The sequence below is a fragment of the Pantoea sp. QMID4 genome (assembly GCF_030270445.1).
GTDB classification, from domain to species: Bacteria; Pseudomonadota; Gammaproteobacteria; order Enterobacterales; family Enterobacteriaceae; genus Pantoea; species Pantoea vagans.
Genome location: NZ_BSXL01000002.1, coordinates 22,692 through 42,384, shown reverse-complemented (window position 1 = coordinate 42,384; position 19,693 = coordinate 22,692). Strand labels below are relative to the sequence as shown.

The 19,693-nt window shown below is 55.7% G+C and carries 20 protein-coding genes; 8 read left to right on the top strand and 12 right to left on the bottom strand.

Annotated features, from left to right (window positions below):
* Positions 1-109: 109 nt before the first annotated feature.
* Positions 110-1,516, bottom strand: coding sequence for a replicative DNA helicase (gene dnaB / locus QSK07_RS05035; protein ID WP_098051787.1), 1,407 nt, complete (start codon positions 1,514-1,516; stop codon positions 110-112).
* Between the two features lie 96 nt (positions 1,517-1,612).
* Here dnaB and QSK07_RS05030 point away from each other — a divergent pair, with 96 nt between their 5' ends.
* Positions 1,613-2,596, top strand: a complete 984-nt coding sequence (locus QSK07_RS05030) for a quinone oxidoreductase (protein WP_285721019.1) — start codon at positions 1,613-1,615, stop codon at positions 2,594-2,596.
* A gap of 222 nt (positions 2,597-2,818) precedes the next feature.
* Here QSK07_RS05030 and pspG read toward each other — a convergent pair whose 3' ends face one another.
* The 3 genes from pspG to QSK07_RS05015 form a co-directional block, all read right to left on the bottom strand.
* The gene (gene pspG / locus QSK07_RS05025; RefSeq protein ID WP_098051789.1) at positions 2,819-3,085 is read right to left on the bottom strand and encodes an envelope stress response protein PspG; all 267 of its coding nucleotides are present in this window, start codon (positions 3,083-3,085) and stop codon (positions 2,819-2,821) included.
* Positions 3,086-3,264: 179 nt separating this feature from the next.
* A complete protein-coding gene (gene dusA, locus QSK07_RS05020) occupies positions 3,265-4,257 on the bottom strand; it encodes a tRNA dihydrouridine(20/20a) synthase DusA (RefSeq protein WP_285721018.1) in 993 nt (330 codons plus the stop codon).
* Between the two features lie 106 nt (positions 4,258-4,363).
* Positions 4,364-5,614, bottom strand: coding sequence for a conjugal transfer protein TraF (locus tag QSK07_RS05015; protein WP_285721017.1), 1,251 nt, complete (start codon positions 5,612-5,614; stop codon positions 4,364-4,366).
* Positions 5,615-6,065: 451 nt separating this feature from the next.
* Here QSK07_RS05015 and zur point away from each other — a divergent pair, with 451 nt between their 5' ends.
* Positions 6,066-6,587, top strand: coding sequence for a zinc uptake transcriptional repressor Zur (gene zur, locus QSK07_RS05010; protein ID WP_285721016.1), 522 nt, complete (start codon positions 6,066-6,068; stop codon positions 6,585-6,587).
* A gap of 64 nt (positions 6,588-6,651) precedes the next feature.
* On the opposite strand, the gene QSK07_RS05005 is transcribed toward zur, so the two are convergent.
* The 4 genes from QSK07_RS05005 to QSK07_RS04990 form a co-directional block, all read right to left on the bottom strand.
* Complete coding sequence (locus QSK07_RS05005) at positions 6,652-6,864, bottom strand: CsbD family protein (protein ID WP_013359776.1); 213 nt, start codon at positions 6,862-6,864, stop codon at positions 6,652-6,654.
* 156 nt (positions 6,865-7,020) lie between these two features.
* The gene (gene dinF, locus QSK07_RS05000) at positions 7,021-8,343 is read right to left on the bottom strand and encodes an MATE family efflux transporter DinF (RefSeq protein ID WP_285721015.1); all 1,323 of its coding nucleotides are present in this window, start codon (positions 8,341-8,343) and stop codon (positions 7,021-7,023) included.
* 100 nt (positions 8,344-8,443) lie between these two features.
* Complete coding sequence (gene lexA / locus QSK07_RS04995; RefSeq protein ID WP_098051794.1) at positions 8,444-9,058, bottom strand: transcriptional repressor LexA; 615 nt, start codon at positions 9,056-9,058, stop codon at positions 8,444-8,446.
* A gap of 105 nt (positions 9,059-9,163) precedes the next feature.
* Positions 9,164-9,532 carry a diacylglycerol kinase gene (locus QSK07_RS04990; protein WP_098051795.1) on the bottom strand — a complete coding sequence of 123 codons (369 nt, stop codon included), beginning with the start codon at positions 9,530-9,532 and terminating at the stop codon, positions 9,164-9,166.
* Positions 9,533-9,660: 128 nt separating this feature from the next.
* Between QSK07_RS04990 and plsB the strand changes: the two genes are divergently transcribed.
* On the top strand, positions 9,661-12,084 hold the full coding sequence (gene plsB / locus QSK07_RS04985) for a glycerol-3-phosphate 1-O-acyltransferase PlsB (protein ID WP_285721014.1): 2,424 nt from the start codon (positions 9,661-9,663) through the stop codon (positions 12,082-12,084).
* A 97-nt stretch (positions 12,085-12,181) separates the two neighbouring features.
* Here the strand turns inward: plsB and ubiA are convergent, their stop codons facing one another.
* The 4 genes from ubiA to QSK07_RS04965 form a co-directional block, all read right to left on the bottom strand.
* Positions 12,182-13,048 carry a 4-hydroxybenzoate octaprenyltransferase gene (gene ubiA / locus QSK07_RS04980; RefSeq protein WP_502921704.1) on the bottom strand — a complete coding sequence of 289 codons (867 nt, stop codon included), beginning with the start codon at positions 13,046-13,048 and terminating at the stop codon, positions 12,182-12,184.
* Positions 13,049-13,076: 28 nt separating this feature from the next.
* On the bottom strand, positions 13,077-13,589 hold the full coding sequence (gene ubiC / locus QSK07_RS04975; protein WP_285721012.1) for a chorismate lyase: 513 nt from the start codon (positions 13,587-13,589) through the stop codon (positions 13,077-13,079).
* Positions 13,590-13,675: 86 nt separating this feature from the next.
* Entirely contained in the window at positions 13,676-14,086 is a 411-nt protein-coding gene (gene psiE, locus QSK07_RS04970) for a phosphate-starvation-inducible protein PsiE (protein ID WP_098051799.1), read from the bottom strand.
* Positions 14,087-14,155: 69 nt separating this feature from the next.
* Complete coding sequence (locus QSK07_RS04965) at positions 14,156-14,863, bottom strand: UTRA domain-containing protein (RefSeq protein WP_285721011.1); 708 nt, start codon at positions 14,861-14,863, stop codon at positions 14,156-14,158.
* A 205-nt stretch (positions 14,864-15,068) separates the two neighbouring features.
* Between QSK07_RS04965 and QSK07_RS04960 the strand changes: the two genes are divergently transcribed.
* From QSK07_RS04960 to QSK07_RS04940, 5 genes are read left to right on the top strand one after another with little or no spacing between them, the layout of a single operon-like run.
* Positions 15,069-16,130 (top strand): ABC transporter substrate-binding protein, encoded by a 1,062-nt coding sequence (locus QSK07_RS04960; RefSeq protein WP_285721010.1) that lies wholly within the window; start codon positions 15,069-15,071, stop codon positions 16,128-16,130.
* A 20-nt stretch (positions 16,131-16,150) separates the two neighbouring features.
* Positions 16,151-16,963, top strand: coding sequence for an alkaline phosphatase family protein (locus tag QSK07_RS04955; RefSeq protein WP_285721009.1), 813 nt, complete (start codon positions 16,151-16,153; stop codon positions 16,961-16,963).
* Positions 16,960-17,805, top strand: coding sequence for an ABC transporter permease (locus QSK07_RS04950; RefSeq protein ID WP_098051802.1), 846 nt, complete (start codon positions 16,960-16,962; stop codon positions 17,803-17,805). Before QSK07_RS04955 ends, QSK07_RS04950 begins: the two co-directional genes overlap by 4 nt.
* 11 nt (positions 17,806-17,816) lie before the next feature.
* Positions 17,817-18,602 (top strand): ABC transporter permease, encoded by a 786-nt coding sequence (locus QSK07_RS04945; RefSeq protein WP_061061338.1) that lies wholly within the window; start codon positions 17,817-17,819, stop codon positions 18,600-18,602.
* A gap of 2 nt (positions 18,603-18,604) precedes the next feature.
* Positions 18,605-19,597 (top strand): ABC transporter ATP-binding protein, encoded by a 993-nt coding sequence (locus QSK07_RS04940; RefSeq protein ID WP_098051803.1) that lies wholly within the window; start codon positions 18,605-18,607, stop codon positions 19,595-19,597.
* The last annotated feature ends 96 nt before the right edge of the window (positions 19,598-19,693 follow it).

The following is a 19,693-nucleotide window of genomic DNA, read 5'->3' as shown; positions in this document are numbered from 1 at the left end:
GGCGTCGCTTTGTTACAGATAACCCGATAACCCGAGAGGTTGTCCAACACTATTTTCTGATGATGAGGGCTGTCATGCACAGATCGTGCATGACAGCACAAAGCGGAGATTATTCGTCGTCGTATTGCGGACCCGCGTAGTTGTCGAAGCGTGACCACTGGCCATTGAAGGTCAGGCGCACCGTACCGATCGGGCCATTACGCTGTTTACCCAGGATGATCTCGGCGATCCCTTTAAGATCGCTGTTTTCGTGGTAAACCTCATCGCGATAGATAAACATGATCAAATCCGCATCCTGCTCGATCGAACCCGATTCACGCAGATCCGAGTTGACCGGCCGTTTGTCAGCACGCTGCTCCAGTGAACGGTTAAGCTGCGACAGCGCCACCACTGGCACATTCAGCTCTTTGGCCAGCGCTTTCAGCGAGCGGGAGATCTCAGCAATCTCCAGCGTACGGTTGTCCGACAGTGACGGCACGCGCATCAGTTGCAGGTAGTCGATCATGATCAGACTTAAGCCACCGTTTTCACGATAGATACGTCGGGCGCGCGAGCGCACTTCGGTAGGCGTCAGGCCAGAAGAGTCATCAATGTACATGTTCTTCTTCTCGAGCAGGATGCCCATGGTGCCAGAGATACGCGCCCAGTCCTCATCATCCAGCTGTCCGGTTCGGATGCGGGTCTGATCGACGCGGGAAAGTGACGCCAGCATACGCATCATAATTTGCTCACTGGGCATCTCCAGACTGAAAATCAGCACCGGCTTTTCCTGCAGCATGGCGGCGTTTTCGCACAGGTTCATCGCAAAGGTGGTTTTACCCATCGATGGACGTGCGGCAACAATAATCAGGTCAGAGCCCTGCAGGCCGGCAGTCTTTTTATTGAGATCCTGATAGCCAGTATCCACGCCGGTGACGCCGTCATGCGGTGTCTGATAGAGCGATTCGATACGGGAGACGGTTGATTCCAGAATCTGCTCGATGTTTTTCGGGCCAGCATCTTTATCCGCACGCGCTTCCGCAATTTTAAAGACGTTCGACTCTGCGAAGTCGAGCAGCTCTTCACTGTTACGTCCCTGCGGATCGTAGCCAGCATCAGCAATCTGGTTGGCGACGGAGATCATCTCACGCACCACTGCGCGTTCGCGCACAATGTCGGCATAAGCGCCGATGTTCGCCGCACTCGGGGTATTTTTCGCGAGCTCAGCCAGATAGGCGAAGCCACCGGCCATCTCCAGTTCGCCGCGGGTTTCCAGCGATTCAGAGAGCGTAATCAGGTCGATGGGTTTGCTGTTTTCCAGCAGCCGCTGCATCTCGGAAAAAATCAGCCGATGTGAGCGGTTGAAAAAATCATTCGCGACGACGCGCTCAGAGACGTTATCCCAGCGCTCGTTATCCAGCATTAACCCACCGAGCACCGATTGCTCCGCTTCCAGAGAATGCGGGGGCATTTTCACGCCTGCGAGCTGGCGATCCTGCGTTTCGTTCGATTTGTTGGTGGGTTTATTTCCTGCCATAGTGAATGCATTACCGATCTTCTGTGGGGACGCGCAAGTATACCTTAGTTGGGGTGCGCGCCTCACCCTCATGATGAAACAATCACAGGAGTCAGAATGGCAAAGCGTATTCAGTTCAGCGCGCATGGCGGCCCGGACGTCTTAGAGTGGACAGATTTTGAACCTGCTGACCCGGCTGAACATGAAGTGCAGGTTGAGCATCGCGCTATCGGGATTAATTACATCGATACCTATGTTCGCAGCGGGCTCTATCCGGTTGCCGCTTTTCCCTCTGGCCTGGGAACGGAAGCCGCAGGTGTGGTGGCGCGGGTTGGCCGTGGCGTGACCCTGTTTAAACCTGGCGATCGCGTGGTCTACTGTCTGGCATCAATGGGGGCTTATAGTGAAGTGCACAACGTAGCGGAAGACCGTCTGATGCCTCTTCCGGAGGCGATCAGCTTTGAGCAGGGTGCGGCAAGCTATCTGAAAGGGCTGACCACACAATATCTGCTGCGTCAGACCTATAAAATCAGCGCCGGTGAAACCTTCCTGTTTCATGCCGCGGCGGGCGGCGTCGGGTTAATCGCCTGTCAGTGGGCAAAAGCGCTGGGTGCGCATTTGATCGGCACAGTGGGTTCAGCGGAAAAAGCCATGCTGGCGAAAAATGCCGGCGCATGGGAGACCATCAATTATCGCGAAGAGAATATTGCACAGCGCGTTAGCGAACTGACGGAAGGAAAAAAAGTGGGTGTCGTGTATGACTCTGTGGGTAAAGATACCTGGGAAGCATCGCTGGATTCGCTGCGCCGTCACGGTCTGATGGTCAGTTTTGGTAATGCATCGGGTCCGGTGACCGGCATCGATTTGGGCATTCTGAATAAGAAAGGCTCGTTGTTTGTAACCCGACCTTCCCTGTTTGGCTATATTACCAATCGCCAGGAGCTGGAGACTGCCAGTGCCGAGCTGTTCTCCCTGCTGGCGAGTGGCGCAATCAAAGTTGATGTGCCGGAGCAGCAGAAGTTTACGCTGAAAGAGGCCAGCAGGGCGCACCAGATGCTGGAGAGCCGCGCCACGCAGGGCTCCTGCCTGTTAATCCCGTAACAGTGAGCGCCCCGTAAGCAACAAAAAGGGCTTCCCGTGGGAAGCCCTCTTCTTTTTTTTATTTTTTGTTCGCGCTGGTGTAGGGACAGCGGCGATGAATTCATGTCAAGTCGATGGCACATCGATTTGACGACGGGCATCCTGCCAGAAAACATAAGTAAAAAATATGTTTAATTGCAGATCAGCGCCGAACAATCTCTCACACTGTGATCGCTACCGCATTTAGCGCCAGCTTTTGCGGTCTAACCTGCTGATCTTACGTCTCAGCTTACGGCGCGCTCGCGCATCGCTATCGCCAAAAAAGGCACGATGCAGCCATACAGCGATGACCGCCAGCACCAGCCACGGCAACACTTTGATAACAAGTGCAAACAGTCCACCGACAAACATCACGAGGGTTGCGACCACCAGTGCCGCCAGCACGCCCAGCAGTGAAACGCCGGTCAGCAACAGCATCAGGAAAAACCCCAATACGAATAAAATTTCCACGTCAGCGCTCCTTTTGAAATCAGCTGTTATAGCTATTACAAAAAACGTGCCAACCGATAACTTATTGATTTAAGGCTGATAAGGTTTAAGAAAGATGCAGCGACCTGGTGAGAAAAACCACATTCTGGCGTAAAAAAACCAGCTCTTCATAGCTGGTTTTTCAGAGTTACGATCAGGGATCAGACTTCCTGTGGAATCTTATCTGCTACCAGCGCCAGCGCGGCTTCCAGTACGCGAACATCGGCACCCGGCTTGTGAGCGTTTTCACTCAGGTGACGTCGCCACTGGCGGGCACCCGGAATCCCCTGGAACAGTCCCAGCATATGGCGTGTGACGTGTCCCAGATACGTGCCTTTCGCCAGCTCCGCTTCAATGTAGGGATACATGGCGCGTACTACTTCCACCGGATTAGCCGCCGGATGCTGACGACCAAACAATTTCTGATCGACCTGCGCCAGAATGCCCGGATTTTGATAGGCTTCACGTCCCATCATCACACCGTCCAGGTGCTGCAGGTGGGTCTGTGCCTCTTCCAGCGTTTTTACGCCGCCATTAAGTGCGATCGTCAGATGCGGGAAATCGCGTTTCAGCTGCCAGACGCGTGGATAATCCAGCGGGGGAATTTCGCGGTTCTCTTTAGGGCTGAGGCCGGAGAGCCAGGCTTTGCGCGCATGGATGATAAACGTCTCGCACTCACCGCGCCCCGCCACCGTGCCGATAAAGTCGGTCAGAAATTCATAGCTGTCCAGCTCATCAATCCCGATGCGGGTTTTCACCGTGACCGGAATCGATACCACATCGCGCATCGCTTTAATCGCATCCGCGACCAGATTCGCCTCGGCCATCAGGCAGGCACCAAAACGGCCATTCTGAACCCGATCCGAAGGACAGCCGACATTCAGGTTTACTTCATCGTAGCCGCGCTGCTCTGCCAGCTTCGCACACTGCGCCAGCGCCGCCGGATCGCTACCGCCAAGCTGCAACGCGACCGGATGTTCCGCCTCGCTGTATGCCAGGTAATCCCCTTTGCCATGAATAATCGCGCCCGTGGTCACCATTTCAGTGTAGAGCAGCGTGTCACCGGTCAGCTGACGATGAAAATAGCGACAGTGACGATCGGTCCAGTCGAGCATGGGGGCGATAGAGAAACGTTGCGAAGAGAAATTTGGCATGAAGCGCAGACAATCCGGTAATTAAGGGTGATGGAATTCTGTGCAAGGATAACACAAGGGTGGGCGATAGTGCATCGCCCGCCCCCGAACAGTCGGAATAGCGTGTTTAGAAGTTAAAGCCCAGCTGCATCATCGCGCCCCAGGTGTTGTTAGCCCCCACCGAGCCAGCCAGATCCAGATGGACAGCTTTGTTAAACGGTGACAGACCAAAACCTGCGGTGGCAACATTTTCGTCGTTAGACCGCATGTCCGCACGATAACCGGCACGCAGTTGCAGCCAGTCAAGCACGCGGTACTCCGCGCCCACTGCCGCATACTGGCTGTTATCCTGGGTTTTGAAGCGTTTGGTTTCCGTCAGATCCACATCGCCGGTCACGGTAAACGGACCTTTATCCCATGACAGGCCGGTGGTGACCAGCGGGCGAATCTGGTAGGTATCGCGGAACCCGTTGACCTCTTTGGTCTGCAGATCGCGCGAAACCAGGTTCTGTCCGGTCACACCCAGTGTCCAGTTTTCAGCAAAGGTGGTCGCCAGACCGGCATCAACGTTAAAACCGGTGTCGGTGCTGCGATACTGGCTATTGTTAATGTCGTTCTTGTCATAGTTATAGATGCTGGCTGTGTAGTTATAGAGCGAAGTTTTCTGCACTTTCGGCGTCACGCCCACCGAGACCGGCTGGCCGGCGATAGTGAACTCATGTGCGACCGCCACACCATAATCAATGGTCAGTGCCGCTAAGCCATTTGCACTGGAGCGAAGGTTATTTTGATCGCCTGCACGTGGCAGCACTGTTCCGTTAGCAACACCGCGCAGGTAGTCGATATCACTCTGGACCACGTTGGCACGGACGTGCGCCGTACCGTAGGCTTTGGTAATAAACGCAAAAGGCAGGGTCTCATTGGGGATCGTGACGGCCATGGCCGCGCCAGCACTGCCATCCGCTTTGTTACCGCGCAAATCGCTGAGCTTGTCAGCAACATCGCCGGAGGCAGCACGCAGTTCAGGGTAGCCACGCAGATAATCCGCAAAAGTCAGGTTACCAATCACGTCGCGATAGCGATCCACGGTGTCCGTAATATCATCGACTTTATCGATCAGCTTATCTTTGTCAGTAACCTGAATACCTGCCGAGGGAATAATAATACTGACGTTATCGTCAGATTTAGCACGCGTCATTAATGCCGGGTTCGCCAGCACTGCTGAGCCATAAACAGAAGATGCTACGCCGGTGCCGCCCATGGCGTCATTACGTGCATCATACCAGGTCCCTGCCGCCATGGCGGAAGAAGAAAGGAAAAGCGCGGTCGCTGCAGCGGAATACTTCAGCGCTGAACGTTGAGCGGATTTTTTCACCATTTGCCTGCCATCACCTGAGAAATTGTCATTGAAACATTCAACGACTGAATAGTTTATTAGCCCTATTGTGAACCCTGGCTAACGCGTTATTGCTGTGAATTCAAAGGAAACAGTGTCTTAATTCAAAGGATTGGACGTTTTCCAATCAAAAAACCGTTGTAATTGTTCAGACTGCGTCGGGTTATTTCAAATACTGCCAGACGTTCCTTAAGTCTTTCTGAACATTACTTCTTAACTCAGTGAGATGCAAAGCAAAATGCCAATAAATTCCGCTTCATGTCGATTGAGAATGGATCTGATTTCTCGTCAGATTTGAGATAGATAGCGGCTGAAACTCTCAAAATGCTGCTTTATCAGGCAAATAATGCTGTTTTAACAGGCGAAAACGAACATCAGCGCCGCAAAACTATATGTGATAAAATAACATCACTTATCCAGCGGAGAATTTTTCATGACAAACATGACGTCGCAGCAAATTCTGACTCAGGCTGAAAAAATGTGCCTGCAGCGCGGTGTACGTCTGACTTCGCAGCGTGCTGAGGTATTGCGCCTGATGGCCGAACAGCCTGGCTCGATCAGTGCTTACGATCTGCTGGATCAACTCCGCATCAGCGAACCGCAGGCCAAGCCCCCCACCGTTTACCGGGCACTCGATTTCCTGCTGGAGCAGGGTTTCATTCATCGGGTGGAGTCCAACAATAGCTACGTCATGTGTCATCACTTTGAGGCACCGGCGCATACGTCAGTGATGCTGGTCTGCGACCGCTGTGCAGCAGTAACGGAGAAACAGGCGCAGGGCGTGGAGAAAATTATCGCAACGCTGGCGGGTGAAGCGCAGTTCGCTTTACGCCATAGTGTGATTGAAGCGCATGGCCTGTGTGAAAATTGTGCTGCCGTCGAAGCCTGTACGCACCATGAAAGCTGCGAACATGATCATCAGGGTGAGGGGAAAAAGCGGGGAAAACGCGTGTAACTGGCATATTCTTGTGTAGTTCCGGTGCAGGTACACCGGAACGTATTAACTGATCAGTGCTGCATTACCAGCGGTGGTCTTTATTCTGGCCTTCCCAGTCCGTCACTTCACGCTCTGCTTCATCTTTCGCATAGCCATAACGTTCCTGGATTTTGCCGACCAGCTGATCGCGTTTACCTTCGATAACCTGCATGTCATCGTCGGTCAGCTTGCCCCATTTCTCTTTCATTTTGCCTTTGAACTGCTTCCAGTTACCGCTCGCTTCATCTTTATTCATGGCAGACCTCCAATCATCGGGGTTTAATGATTATCTTGTCACTCAACAAAATAACGATACAAAGCGCTGGTTAACTGCGCCGTATAAAGTTAATTGTAGTAGCCAGTTTCACAAACCCGGAATAATACGGAATAATCTGTATCAGCCTTTACAGCGTCAGGCATCAAACCAGCTGTTCTGACGCCAGTGCCTGCGCCAGATAAGCCACAGTGACAGACCGCGCAGCGCCAGGAAAACCGTTACAGCCAGCCACAGTCCGTGATTGCCAAGCGCCGGTACGCTTAGCAGCGTCAGAAAGTAGCCTGCTGCTGCCACCACCATGCTGTTACGCATCTCACGTCCGCGCGTTGCGCCGATGAACATCCCATCCAGCAGATAACACCAGACGCCGATCAGCGGCATAACGATCTGCCAGATCAGATAGCGGTCAGCACTTTGTTGCAGCGAAGGAAGGGAGGTCAACAGGGTAACAATCTGCGGGCCAGCAATGGCATAGATCAGCGAAAAGAACAGCGCCACCACCACCGCCTGCCGACAGGCAGAGTGCCAGACGCGCAGCAGTTTGCCGCCATCTTTTGCCCCATGCGCCTCGCCGGAAAACGCTTCAACCGCGTAGGCGAAGCCATCCAGCGCATAGGCCGTGAACGTAATGAACATCAGTAATACCGCGTTAACTGCCACCACATCCGGGCCCAGCCGTGCCCCCAGCACGGTCAGCGAGGCGAAACAGAGTTGCAGCATCAGTGAGCGCAGCATGATATCCCGGTTCAGCCGCAGCAGCTGACCGCTGTCACCGCGCCAGCTCTGCTTCAGCAGGCTCAGGGGAATACCACGCAGCTTCAGGACCCGCCAGACCATGATGCTGCCGACACCCAGCGTAATATACTCCGCCAGCGCCGTGGCGGTTGCCGCCCCCCCGACACCCCAGTGCAGCCCCATCACCAGCCAGAGATTGAGCACAATATTAACCAGATTGCCCACCACCAGCAGGATCACCGGCGCGCGCGCATACTGCACGCCCAGCAGCCAGCCCAGAATGACCAGATTTGCCAGCGTGGCAGGTGCACTGAGCCAGCGAATCTGAATAAACAGCGCCGCCTGTTCCAGTACCGCGGGATTGCCGCCAATCAGATGGGTCGCCAGTTGAATAATCGGATAACGTAAAGCGATGAACAGTACACCAGCCAGCAGCGCAATAATCAGCGGCTGCGTCAGCGCGCGTGCCAGCGCGGTTTTATCGCCCGCACCAAACGCCTGCGCCGTAAGGCCAGTCGTACTCATTCGAAGGAAAAGCAGCAGCATAAAGAGAAAGCTGGTCACCGTAGTCCCGACCGCAACCCCGCCAAGATAGACAGGACTGTCGAGATGACCAATTACTGCAGTATCGATCACCCCCAATAAGGGAACAGTGATATTTGAAAGGATCATTGGCAGCGCAAGCCGCCAGAGATTTTTATCCGTTGCCGTGATAAAGCGCATTCGCCGTTCCGTGCTCGGTGTCGCTGCGCAAAACAGGCAGCGACAAAATTAGGGCAGACAGAATAGCATCAGAAAAGGCGAATGCACGCAGGCCTCAATATCAGAGCCACTCGCCGTTGCGCACCACACCAACCGCCAGACCCTCAATGGTCAGGGACTGTGCACGGGTATCAACAACAATCGGGTCAAAATCACTGTTTTCAGGCAGCAGATGCACGAGAGCACCCTGCTTTTTCCAGCGCTTAACGGTGACTTCATCATCAATGCGGGCAACGACAACCTGGCCATTGCGTACATCCTGGGTTTTATGTACCGCGAGCAGGTCGCCATCCATAATCCCGATATCTTTCATCGACATTCCACTGACGCGCAGCAGGAAATCGGCAGACGGCTTGAACAGGTCCGGATCGACCTTGTAGTGGGTTTCGATATGTTCCTGCGCCATGATCGGCTCACCGGCAGCAACCCGGCCAATCAACGGTATGCCTTCTGAGGCCTCTTCTTCCATTAACAATCGAATGCCGCGCGATGCACCGGAAACGATCTCGATGACGCCTTTACGCGCCAGCGCTTTCAGATGCTCTTCTGCCGCATTCGGTGAGCGAAAGCCCAGTTGTGCAGCAATCTCTGCGCGCGTAGGCGGCATGCCTGTTGAAGAAATATGGTCGCGAATCAGGTCATAGACCTGCTGCTGCCTGCTGGTTAATGCTTTCATCCCGCCCCCTGGTTGTTTATACAGTCGCTGTGAGTATATACAGGTATTGGCGAAATGGAAACCGATTGTCAGGCAAAATGCGGCTTCCGGCGCGATATGGAACGCTTATCGCAAATGTGTCCAGAGCAGCGTGATCCAGACAAACAGTGCCAGTAAGATGCTGATCAGTACCGCCGCAGAGCCCATATCTTTGGCCCGGCCCGCCAGCGGATGATGCTCCTGACCGATCCGGTCAACCACCGATTCAATGGCGCTATTAAGGATTTCGACAATGACCACCAGCACCACCGACCCAATCATCAGGATGCGTGAGACCACATCGACATCCAGCCAGCAGGCGATAATAATGGCGACCAGCGCAGCCAGGGCTTCCTGACGAAACGCCGCTTCATGTTGCCAGGCGGCACGCAGTCCCTGCCAGGAGTAACCTGCGGCTTTAACTATTCTGATAAGTCCGGTGGCATTATTTGCCATGATGTGGGAACCCTTTTATCGGATTGACGTCAATGTCTGGGCTGCGTGCAATTGGCACCACCACAGATCTTCGCTGCACTTTCTGGTATGCTTGCGGCGCTTTGCTAACAAGAGGCTTCATGTTGTCTATGTCAGGTTGGCGTAAACTCTATTACAAATTGCTTAATTTACCACTGTCGTTTTTGGTAAAAAGTAAGGCCATTCCGGCCGATCCCGTGTCTGAACATGGTCTGGATCCGACCCGACCTATTATGTATGTTTTGCCTTACGATTCGAAGGCCGACTTACTGACTTTACGCGCGCAGTGTCTGCGGCATCATCTGCCTGACCCGCTCTCTCTGCTGGAGATTGATGGTTCACTGCTGCCGCGCCACGTATTTATCCACGATGGCCCGCGCGTATTCCCCTACTTTGTGCCCAGCGTGGAATCGGTGAAAATCTTTCACGATTATCTCGATCTGCATCGCAATAATCCTACGCTGGATATCCAGATGCTGCCGGTCACAGTGATGTTTGGCCGTGCACCAGGACGTGAAGTCCAGGGCGAAGCCACGCCACACCTGCGGGTGCTGAACGGCGTACAGAAATTCTTTGCGGTGATCTGGCACGGACGCGACAGTTTTGTTCGCTTCTCGCCGACCGTCTCGCTGCGCCGGATGGCCACGGAACACGGTACGGATAAGTCGATCGCCCAGAAGCTGGCTCGCGTGGCGCGCATTCATTTTGCCCGCCAGCGGCTGGCGGCGATTGGCCCGCGGTTACCGGCGCGTCAGGATCTGTTTAACCGTCTGCTGCAATCCAAAGCGATTGAAAAAGCCGTCGAAGATGAAGCACGCAGCAAAAAAATCTCCCATGAGAAAGCGCAGCAGAATGCCGTCGAGATGATGGAAGAAATTGCCGCCAACTTCTCTTATGAGGCGATTCGCGTTACCGACCGCGTGATGGGCTGGCTCTGGAGTCGTCTTTATCAGGGCATCAACGTCAATGGCGGCGAAAAAGTGCGCCAGCTGGCGCAGGATGGCCACGAGATTGTCTATGTGCCGTGCCATCGCAGCCACATGGATTATCTGCTGCTCTCCTACGTGCTCTATCATCAGGGGCTGGTCCCGCCGCACATTGCTGCCGGTATCAACCTCAACTTCTGGCCAGCCGGCCCGATTTTCCGTCGTCTGGGCGCGTTCTTTATTCGTCGTACTTTTAAAGGAAACAAGCTCTACGCCACGGTGTTCCGTGAATATCTCGGCGAGCTGTTTACCCGCGGCTATTCGGTTGAGTACTTTGTCGAGGGTGGTCGTTCTCGTACCGGTCGCCTGCTGGACCCGAAAACCGGCACCTTAGCCATGACATTGCAGGCGATGCTGCGCGGCGGTAACCGCCCGATCACGCTGGTGCCGATCTACATCGGCTATGAGCACGTGATGGAAGTGGGTACTTACGCCAAAGAATTGCGCGGCGCGGCGAAAGAGAAAGAGGGCTTCATGCAGATGGTGCGTGGCTTGCGCAAGCTGCGCAATCTTGGTCAGGGTTACGTTAACTTTGGCGAACCGCTGCCGCTGGTCAACTATCTCAACAAGCAGGTACCGGAATGGCGCGATGCCATCGATCCGATTGAGCCGCAGCGTCCGAGCTGGTTAACACCGACCGTCAATGATATCGCGGCCAGCCTGATGGTGCGAATCAATGAAGCGGGCGCGGCCAATGCCATGAACCTCTGTGTTACCGCTTTGCTGGCGTCACGTCAGCGCTCACTCACTCGTGAACAGCTGATTGAACAGCTGGAGTGCTATACTCAGTTGCTGCGCAATGTGCCTTATTCACCTAACGCGACCGTACCCGATCTCTCAGCGGAAGCGCTACTGGATCACGCCATGGGTATGAATAAATTTGAGAGTGAAAAGGACAGTATTGGCGACATCATCATACTGCCGCGTGAGCAGGCGGTGCTGATGACTTACTATCGCAACAATATTCATCACATGCTGGTGATGCCGTCGCTGATTGCCGCCATTGTTCAGCAGCATCAGACGCTGACTGAAGCCGAACTGCTGCGTCAGGTGAGCCTGATCTACCCGATGCTGAAGAGCGAACTGTTCCTGCGCTGGCAGACCGACGAGCTGCCGCAACTGCTGACCGATATCAGTCAGGAGCTGGCGCGTCAGGGCCTGATTACTTATGAAGCCGGTGAGTTGCGCTTTACTGCGGCGCGCTACCGCACGCTGCAACTGCTGGCTGCCGGTGTGCGCGAAACGCTGCAGCGTTATGCCATTACCTTCTCTATTCTCAGCGCCAAGCCAACAATTAACCGTGGCACGCTGGAGAAAGAGAGCCGGACGCTGGCCCAGCGTCTTTCGGTCCTGCACGGGATCAACGCGCCGGAGTTCTTCGACAAAGCGGTCTTTACTTCGCTGGTACTGACGCTGCGTGATGAAGGGTATATCAGCGACAGCGGTGATGCCGATGTCGCGCAGACGCTGGCGACCTGGCACATCCTGGCTGACCTGGTCACCAGTGATGTCCGCATGACGATTGAAACCGCGGTGGCGCACGACTGACCCACGCGCACAGTAAAAAAGGCGACCTCATGAGGTCGCCTTTTTTACAGGCCGATCCGATTAGTTGTGGGACGGTGCCTGCTCAGGGGACACGCTATCAGAACAGCTGACTGAACGGCGGCGTATTCATCAGTACGCCCAGGAACAGCACCATCCCGACATAGTTGTTATTCAGGAAAGCCTGGAAGCAGGGCTGGCGTTCGCGCCCGGCGATCAGCTTCTGCTGATAGACAAACAGCGCAGCCGCCAGCAGCAGCGTCCAGTAGAAGGCGCCGTTCAGGTGGAGCATCATGCCCACCAGCGCCATCAGCAGCAGGGCTGCCAGCTGCAGCAGACCAATGATCAGCGTGTCGAAACGGCCAAATAAAATCGCCGTCGACTTCACGCCAATCTTCAGGTCATCATCCCGATCAACCATCGCATACTGCGTATCGTAAGCAACCGTCCAGCAGATGTTAGCAATAAACACCAGCCAGCAGACTAGAGGTAAGGACTCACTAACTGCGGACCATGCCATAGGAATCGCCCAGCCAAACGCGGCCCCCAGCACCACCTGCGGCAGATGGGTGTAGCGCTTCATAAAGGGATAAACCCAGGCCAGCGCCAGCCCCACGACGGAGAGCATGATCGTCATCAGGTTCATGGTCAGCACCAGCGCAAAAGCTATCAGCGCCAGGATCACGAACAGCAGCTTCGCCTCTTTTGCACTCACCGCGCCGCTGGCCAGTGGCCGGTGCTTCGTACGCTCCACATGACCATCAACTTTGCGGTCGGCGTAGTCATTGATCACACAACCGGCTGCACGCATCACAAACACCCCGGCAACGAATACCACCAGCACCGGCAGTGGCGGAATCGCCCTGTCAGCCAGCCATAATGCCCAGAGCGTGGGCCACATCAGCAGCAGCGTCCCGATCGGTTTGTCGATACGCATCAGGCGAGCGTAGGCCCGCCATTTATTCATACTTAAGCTCGTTTGCACCACAAAATCCTCAGACCAGATCGCGATAGAGCGGCGATGCCGGTAAAAACAGTTCAGTCAGCAGCAGCGGTTTGCCGGAGAGACGCAGACGGGAACGTCGTCCCCACAATCCCTCCACCTGCCCCGGCTCAATAAAATCGCGGGTCAGCGTCGACGACGAAAAAAGATAGCGCCCCAGAGGACGGGTGCCGAGCTGTTGCAGCATCGCCTCTGGCCCGTTAAGGGTGCTTTCCGGCACCAGCGTGCGACCAGCCAGCCAGGGCTGATCGTCGCCGGACAGCAGCACTTCGCGCAGCCAGAAGCGTTTATCGTCTGGCAACATCGCCCTTTCTTCACCCAACTCGCTGGCATCGATAAAACCTTCACGCAGCGGCTGAACCGTGACCCGCTGACAGTGCTGCTCAAAACGGCGCGTCATCGAATCCTCCTCCATCAGCCAGTCGAGCAAGGGCGGCGCAAGGGCGGCCTGCGACGGAGAAAGCCAGGTGAGCGAACGTAATAAGCTGAGTGCGTCTTGCGACATGGCACCACTCCCGATAATTTTCAGGACGCTAGTTTAGCGCAGAGCGGCGATGCGAACACCTGCCGTCGTGTCAGACGGCAGGGGGATTACTCGCGTTTCAGCCGGTTACTGTTGGCCAGCCACAGCGTGACCACCAGAATCAGAATCGCCGCTGAGTAGCAGAGGGTATCGAAGGGATTTTTATGGTCGACGATAATCAGACGGATAATGGCCGTGATACCGATATAGACAAAGTAGCGCAGGGGAAAGTGATAGCCCGACTGAAAGTACTTAATAATCAGGGCAATAAATTCGAAGTAGAGGAAATAGATAACAATTCCCTCAATCAGCAGGTAAGAAGAGGCCTGCTCACCGGTGTTAAACAGGACGTTTGCCAGATGAATAGTCTCTTTGCCTAAAAAGACGATCAGGATGATCGCCAGACTCAGCAGGCCCAGATTCAGCACCCATTGCAGAGCCGTTGCAAGGTGGCGGGCCAAAGGATTTTTGTCACTCATGTTGCGCCTTTAAAAAGGAGTTATCAGCGCGCGATATCATGCGTGAGTGTGATGCAAATCACAATAACCCTACGCCTCCACATCCACACAGAGCGCGTCATACCGCCAGTATTCACAGTCGCAATCAATCACCTCTTTTTGCTGATTGCGGTTGATACGGGTGATCAGCAAACCGGGGCTGCCTGGCGCTACATTCAGCGTAGGTGCAGCAATCTCCGGTAACGGGCCGGGCAGAATCGTGAAGCGCGCGCCGCCGTAGCGAATGCCGTAGCGCTGGTCATAGAGGTCGGTCAGGGAGCGGGTCAGATCTTCATCGAGCAGGCCAGGGAAAAAACGTGGATTAAGGTAGTGTTCTACATAGAGCACCGCGCGCCCATCAATGCGCCGCAGGCGGCGAATGCAGTAAACCGATGAACCTGGAGCCAGACGCAGCGCGGTCGCTACGCTGTCGTGCGCCGCAACCTGTTCTGCGGCGATGACCTCAGTGGTCGCCTGCCTTCCCTGATCCCTCGCCATGGCATGAAAGTGGCTGTGATGCAGCGGGTTGTAAATCAGACGCGGCGGCGCGATAAACCAGCCGCGACGCAGTTCCCGGTAGATCATCCCCTGGGCTTCCAGTTTACCCAGCGCTTCCCGCAGGGTAATCCGCGTGGTGCTGAACGCCTCGCTTAAGGCACGTTCCGCTGGCAGTCGCCCGCCGCTGAACTCTCCCGCCTGGATGCGCGTCAACAGTGCGCTGGCAATCGCATCCGCCGTTTTGAGTGCTATCGACTCCACAACAGTAGCCTCATTTTGGTGCGACTCCGCACTCTTTCTGTTCAGGTAAACGTGCCTGAGGTGGGCGAACGGGTCGCATCTTTTATCGCCCCTTCCCCGCACCGCCCGCCTTGTCATAAATCGTTCATATACAGGGGCTACATTGGCTCGGTTCTTGCTGGACTAGACCAGCCAGGCCCATCAACTTACACCCGGAGCAACTGAGATGAAAGCGTTTATCGCCTCTGTAGTAGCCAGTGCTGTAGTCCTCACCCTGCCCGTTGCGCAGGCCGCCGATAACGACCTCGCCGCACTCGAAAAAGCCGCGCGCAGTGAAGGTCAGGTCAACAGCGTCGGGATGCCGGATAGCTGGGCCAACTGGAAGGATACCTGGAACGACATCAGCAGCAAATATAACCTCAAGCACAGCGATACCGATATGTCATCGGCGCAGGAGCTGGCGAAATTCGATGCAGAGAAAGAGAACGCCAGCGCTGATATCGGTGACGTCGGCGCCGCCTTTGGCCCGATCGCCGTGGCTAAAGGGGTAACCCAGCCTTACAAACCGACGCACTGGGAACAGATTCCGGCCTGGGCCAAAGATAAAGACGGTCACTGGGCGCTGGCCTACACCGGCACCATTGCCTTTCTGATCGACAAGCAGCAGGTGAAAGATATTCCCCACAGCTGGGCCGATCTGAAGAAAGGTAAGTATGTGGTTACTATCGGCGACGTCGGCGTGGCAGCTCAGGCGGCCAATGGTGTACTGGCTGCAAACTACGCCTTAGGCGGCGATGAAAAGAACCTGAAACCGGCGCTGGCGTTCTTTGCCGATCTGGCAAAACAGGGTCGTCTTGGCGTGACCGATCCGGTCATTGCTAACATCGAAAAAGGCGAAGTGCAGATGGCGGTGGTATGGGACTTTAACGCCCTGAACTACCGTGACCAGATCGACAAAAACCGCTACGAAGTGGTCATCCCGTCTGACGGCTCCGTCACCTCCGGCTATACCACTATCATCAACAAATATGCGAAACACCCTGACGCCGCAAAACTGACGCGCGAATATATCTTCTCAGATCAGGGACAGATCAATCTGGCGAAGGGCTATGCCCGCCCGATTCGTGCCGAGCATCTGACCCTGCCAGCCGACGTTCAGGCTCACCTGCTACCGCAGTCCGAATATAAAAATGCCCGTCCGGTTAAGGATCAGGCTGCCTGGGATAAATCGTCGAAAATGCTGCCGCGCCTGTGGCAGGAAAACGTCATCATCAACATGCAGCAGTAGTGCGCGGCAGGGAGAACGGAATGAAGACCATCCTGGTGGTACTGGACGGACTGAGCAATCAGGTCGCACAACATGCAATGGGTTACCTGCATGCCGAGTGTTCGCAGGGCAACGGGTTCTATTACCGTATGACCTGTGAATTACCGTCGCTGTCGCGCCCGCTTTATGAGTGCATTCTGACCGGTGTTCCGCCGGTGAGAAGCGGCATTATTCATAATGGCGTCAGCCGGTTAAGTCGCGAACGCAGCGTGTTTCACTTTGCGCGCGCGGCGGGGCTGATGACAGCGGCGGCGGCCTACCACTGGGTGAGTGAGCTTTATAACTGCACACCCTTCGTTCCGGCGCGCGATCGTCACACCGACGCGCCGGACCTGCCGATTCAGTACGGCCATTTTTATTCTGACGATAGCTATCCCGACTCACATCTGTTTGAAGATGCAGAGAGCCTGCGGCTGCGTCACGATCCCGATTTCCTGCTGATCCACCCGATGAATATCGACGATGCCGGTCATAAGTCGGGGCTCTCCTCGCCGCAGTACCGCAACCGGGCACGCATTGCCGACGGCCTGCTGTCGCAGTGGATGCCGCTATGGCTGGCCGAAGGCTACCAGGTGATGGTGACGGCCGATCACGGCATGAATGACGATCGCTCCCATGGCGGAATTCTGCCGGAGGAGACCACGGTGCCGCTGTTTGTCTTTGGCCACGCTTTCTCGCTGCAGCCTGACCTTGCGCCGCAGCAGACCGATCTGTGCGGCACGCTGTGTGAACTGCTGGAAGTGGCCCATGACAAGCCGGTCTGTCGCGGGCTGCTGGCGGAGCCGCAAAGATGAAGGGAAAAGGATTCGCGCTGCTGCTGCTGTTGCCTTTCACCCTGTTCTGGGTCGCCTTTCAGCTGGCCCCACTGCTGTGGATCGCCATCAACAGCTTCTGGAGTGACATGAACAGCCAGTGGGGCTGGGATAACTATCACGACATCCTCACCTCACCGTTCTACCAGCAGGCATTTCGCTTCTCACTGGATATCTCGCTCTGGTCCAGCGTCTGGGGACTGCTGATTGCGCTCATCACCGGCTATTCGCTGCATCAGCTCGGCGGCGGACGACTGCAGCGCTTCCTTATCTCTTTTACCAACATGACCAGCAACTTTGCCGGTGTCCCGCTGGCGTTTGCCTTTGTCATTCTGCTGGGCCTGAACGGCTGCCTGACGCTGCTGCTGCGCCATTATGGTGTGATTGAAAGCTTCCGACTCTTCTCGCGCAACGGCATGGTGCTGGTTTACACCTGGTTTCAGATCCCGCTGGGTGTGCTGCTGCTCTACCCGGCGTTCGACGGGCTGAAAAAAGAGTGGCAGGAGTCTGCTGCGCTGCTGGGTGCCAGCCGCTGGCGCTACGTCTGGCACATCGCCCTGCCGATTCTGTTCCCGGCACTGCTTGGAACCTTTGTGATCCTGCTGGCGAATGCGCTGGGCGCTTACGCCACGATTTATGCGCTGACCACCGGTAATTTCAACGTGGTGCCGGTGCGCATCGCCGCGCTGGTCTCCGGTGATATCTCGCTGGATCCCAATACCGGCAGCGCGCTCGCGATGCTGCTGGTGGCCATCATGGCGCTGATTACCCTGGTGCAGCAGTATCTGGTGCGCCGCAGCTATCTCAATGCGAAACAGCCATGAAAGGAGCCGTCATGTCACGTGCTGAGCACCTCTATCACCGGATCATGGTCGGGTTACTCTTTACCCTGCTGGCGCTGCCGTTGCTGGCGACGCTGCTCTATGCGATCTCGTCCGACTGGAGCAACACCATTCTGCCGCAGGGTTACAGCCTGAAGTGGTTCATCCAGCTCTGGAGCGACCCGCGTTTTCTGACGGCGCTGGGCCATTCGCTGCTGATTTGCTTTGGTGCGCTGCTGTTCTCGCTGGTGCTGGTGCTGCCTGCCATGTTTGTAATCGCTTACTACTTTCCCCGACTGGATTCGGTAATGAATATCCTGATCCTGATGCCTTTTGCCGTGCCGCCGGTTGTGTCATCTGTGGGATTACTTCAGCTCTACTCTTCATCACCGCTGATGCTGACCGGCACGCCATGGATCTTAATCGGCTGCTATTTCACTATCGCGCTGCCCTTTATCTATCGGGCGCTGGCGAACAATATGCAGGCGATCAACCTTAAAGAGCTGATTGATGCTGCACAACTGCTGGGTGCCAGCACTTGGCAGGCGGCGCTGTGGGTGGTGCTGCCTAACCTGCGCAAAGGGATGCTGATTGCCGTGCTGCTCTCGTTCTCCTTTCTGATTGGCGAATTCGTCTTCGCTAACCTGCTGGTCGGCAACCGCTATGAGACCCTGCAGGTTTACCTCTTCAACATGCGCAACGGCAGCGGTCACTTCACCAGCGCGCTGGTGATCTCCTACTTCTTTGTGGTGTTGCTGGTCACCTGGCTGGCTAACGCCCTGAATCCCGAACGAGGCTGAATATGAGTTACCTTGAGGTCAGAGAGCTGAACAAATCCTATGGACCGACGCCCATTTTCGAGCAGATCGATTTCAGCGCCGCTGAAGGGGAATTTGTCACCCTGCTTGGCCCCAGCGGCTGCGGCAAATCGACGCTGCTGCGCTGTCTGGCGGGATTAACCGGCGTCGACAGCGGTGAAATCAGGCTGGAGGGCAAGGATATCGTGCCGCTGGCCCCGCAGAAGCGCGCCATTGGCATGGTGTTCCAGAGCTATGCACTGTTTCCCAACATGACGGTGGAGAAGAACGTCGCGTTTGGCCTGAAGATGCAGAAACTGCCCGAGGCGCAGATCCGCCAGCGGGTGCTGGAGGTGCTGGAACTGGTGGAACTCAGTGACTATGCGCGCCGTTATCCGCATCAGCTGTCAGGCGGGCAGTGTCAGCGCGTGGCGCTGGCGCGTTCGCTGGTGACGCGTCCGCGTCTGCTGCTGCTGGATGAGCCGCTGTCGGCGCTGGATGCACGCATCCGTCGCCATCTGCGCGATCAAATCCGGCGCATTCAGCGCGAGCTGAATCTCACCACCCTGTTTGTTACCCACGATCAGGAGGAGGCGCTGACGCTCTCCGACCGCATTGTGCTGATGAACCGGGGCAAAATCGTGCAGAACGGCGATGCCGAAGCGCTCTATACCCAGCCGGTCGATCTCTTTGCCGCCGGATTTATCGGCAACTACAACCTGCTTAGCGCGGAACAGGCGACGCGGCTGACCGGCCAGCCTTTCCACAGCCAGGTCGCCATTCGCCCGGAATCGATGCTGTTTACCGCGCCGGGCCAGGGTATTCCTGCGGAAATCCTCAGCCACAGCCTGCTGGGCAACGTCATCCGCTACCGTATCCGGGCGCATGACGTGGAGCTTTCGGTCGATGTGCTGAACCGATCAGCGGCGGATTTGCACCCCGCTGGCAGGAAGATTGGTCTACAATTAGAGCTGTCGACTTTGCGCCAGGTGGCTTAAAACACAGGAAAAAATCACGCATAGCACGGCAATCCCCTTCACAGATTGCTCTTGCTGTCAGGCTGGCAATCTGTGCTGTTTGAAGCCTGACAAACG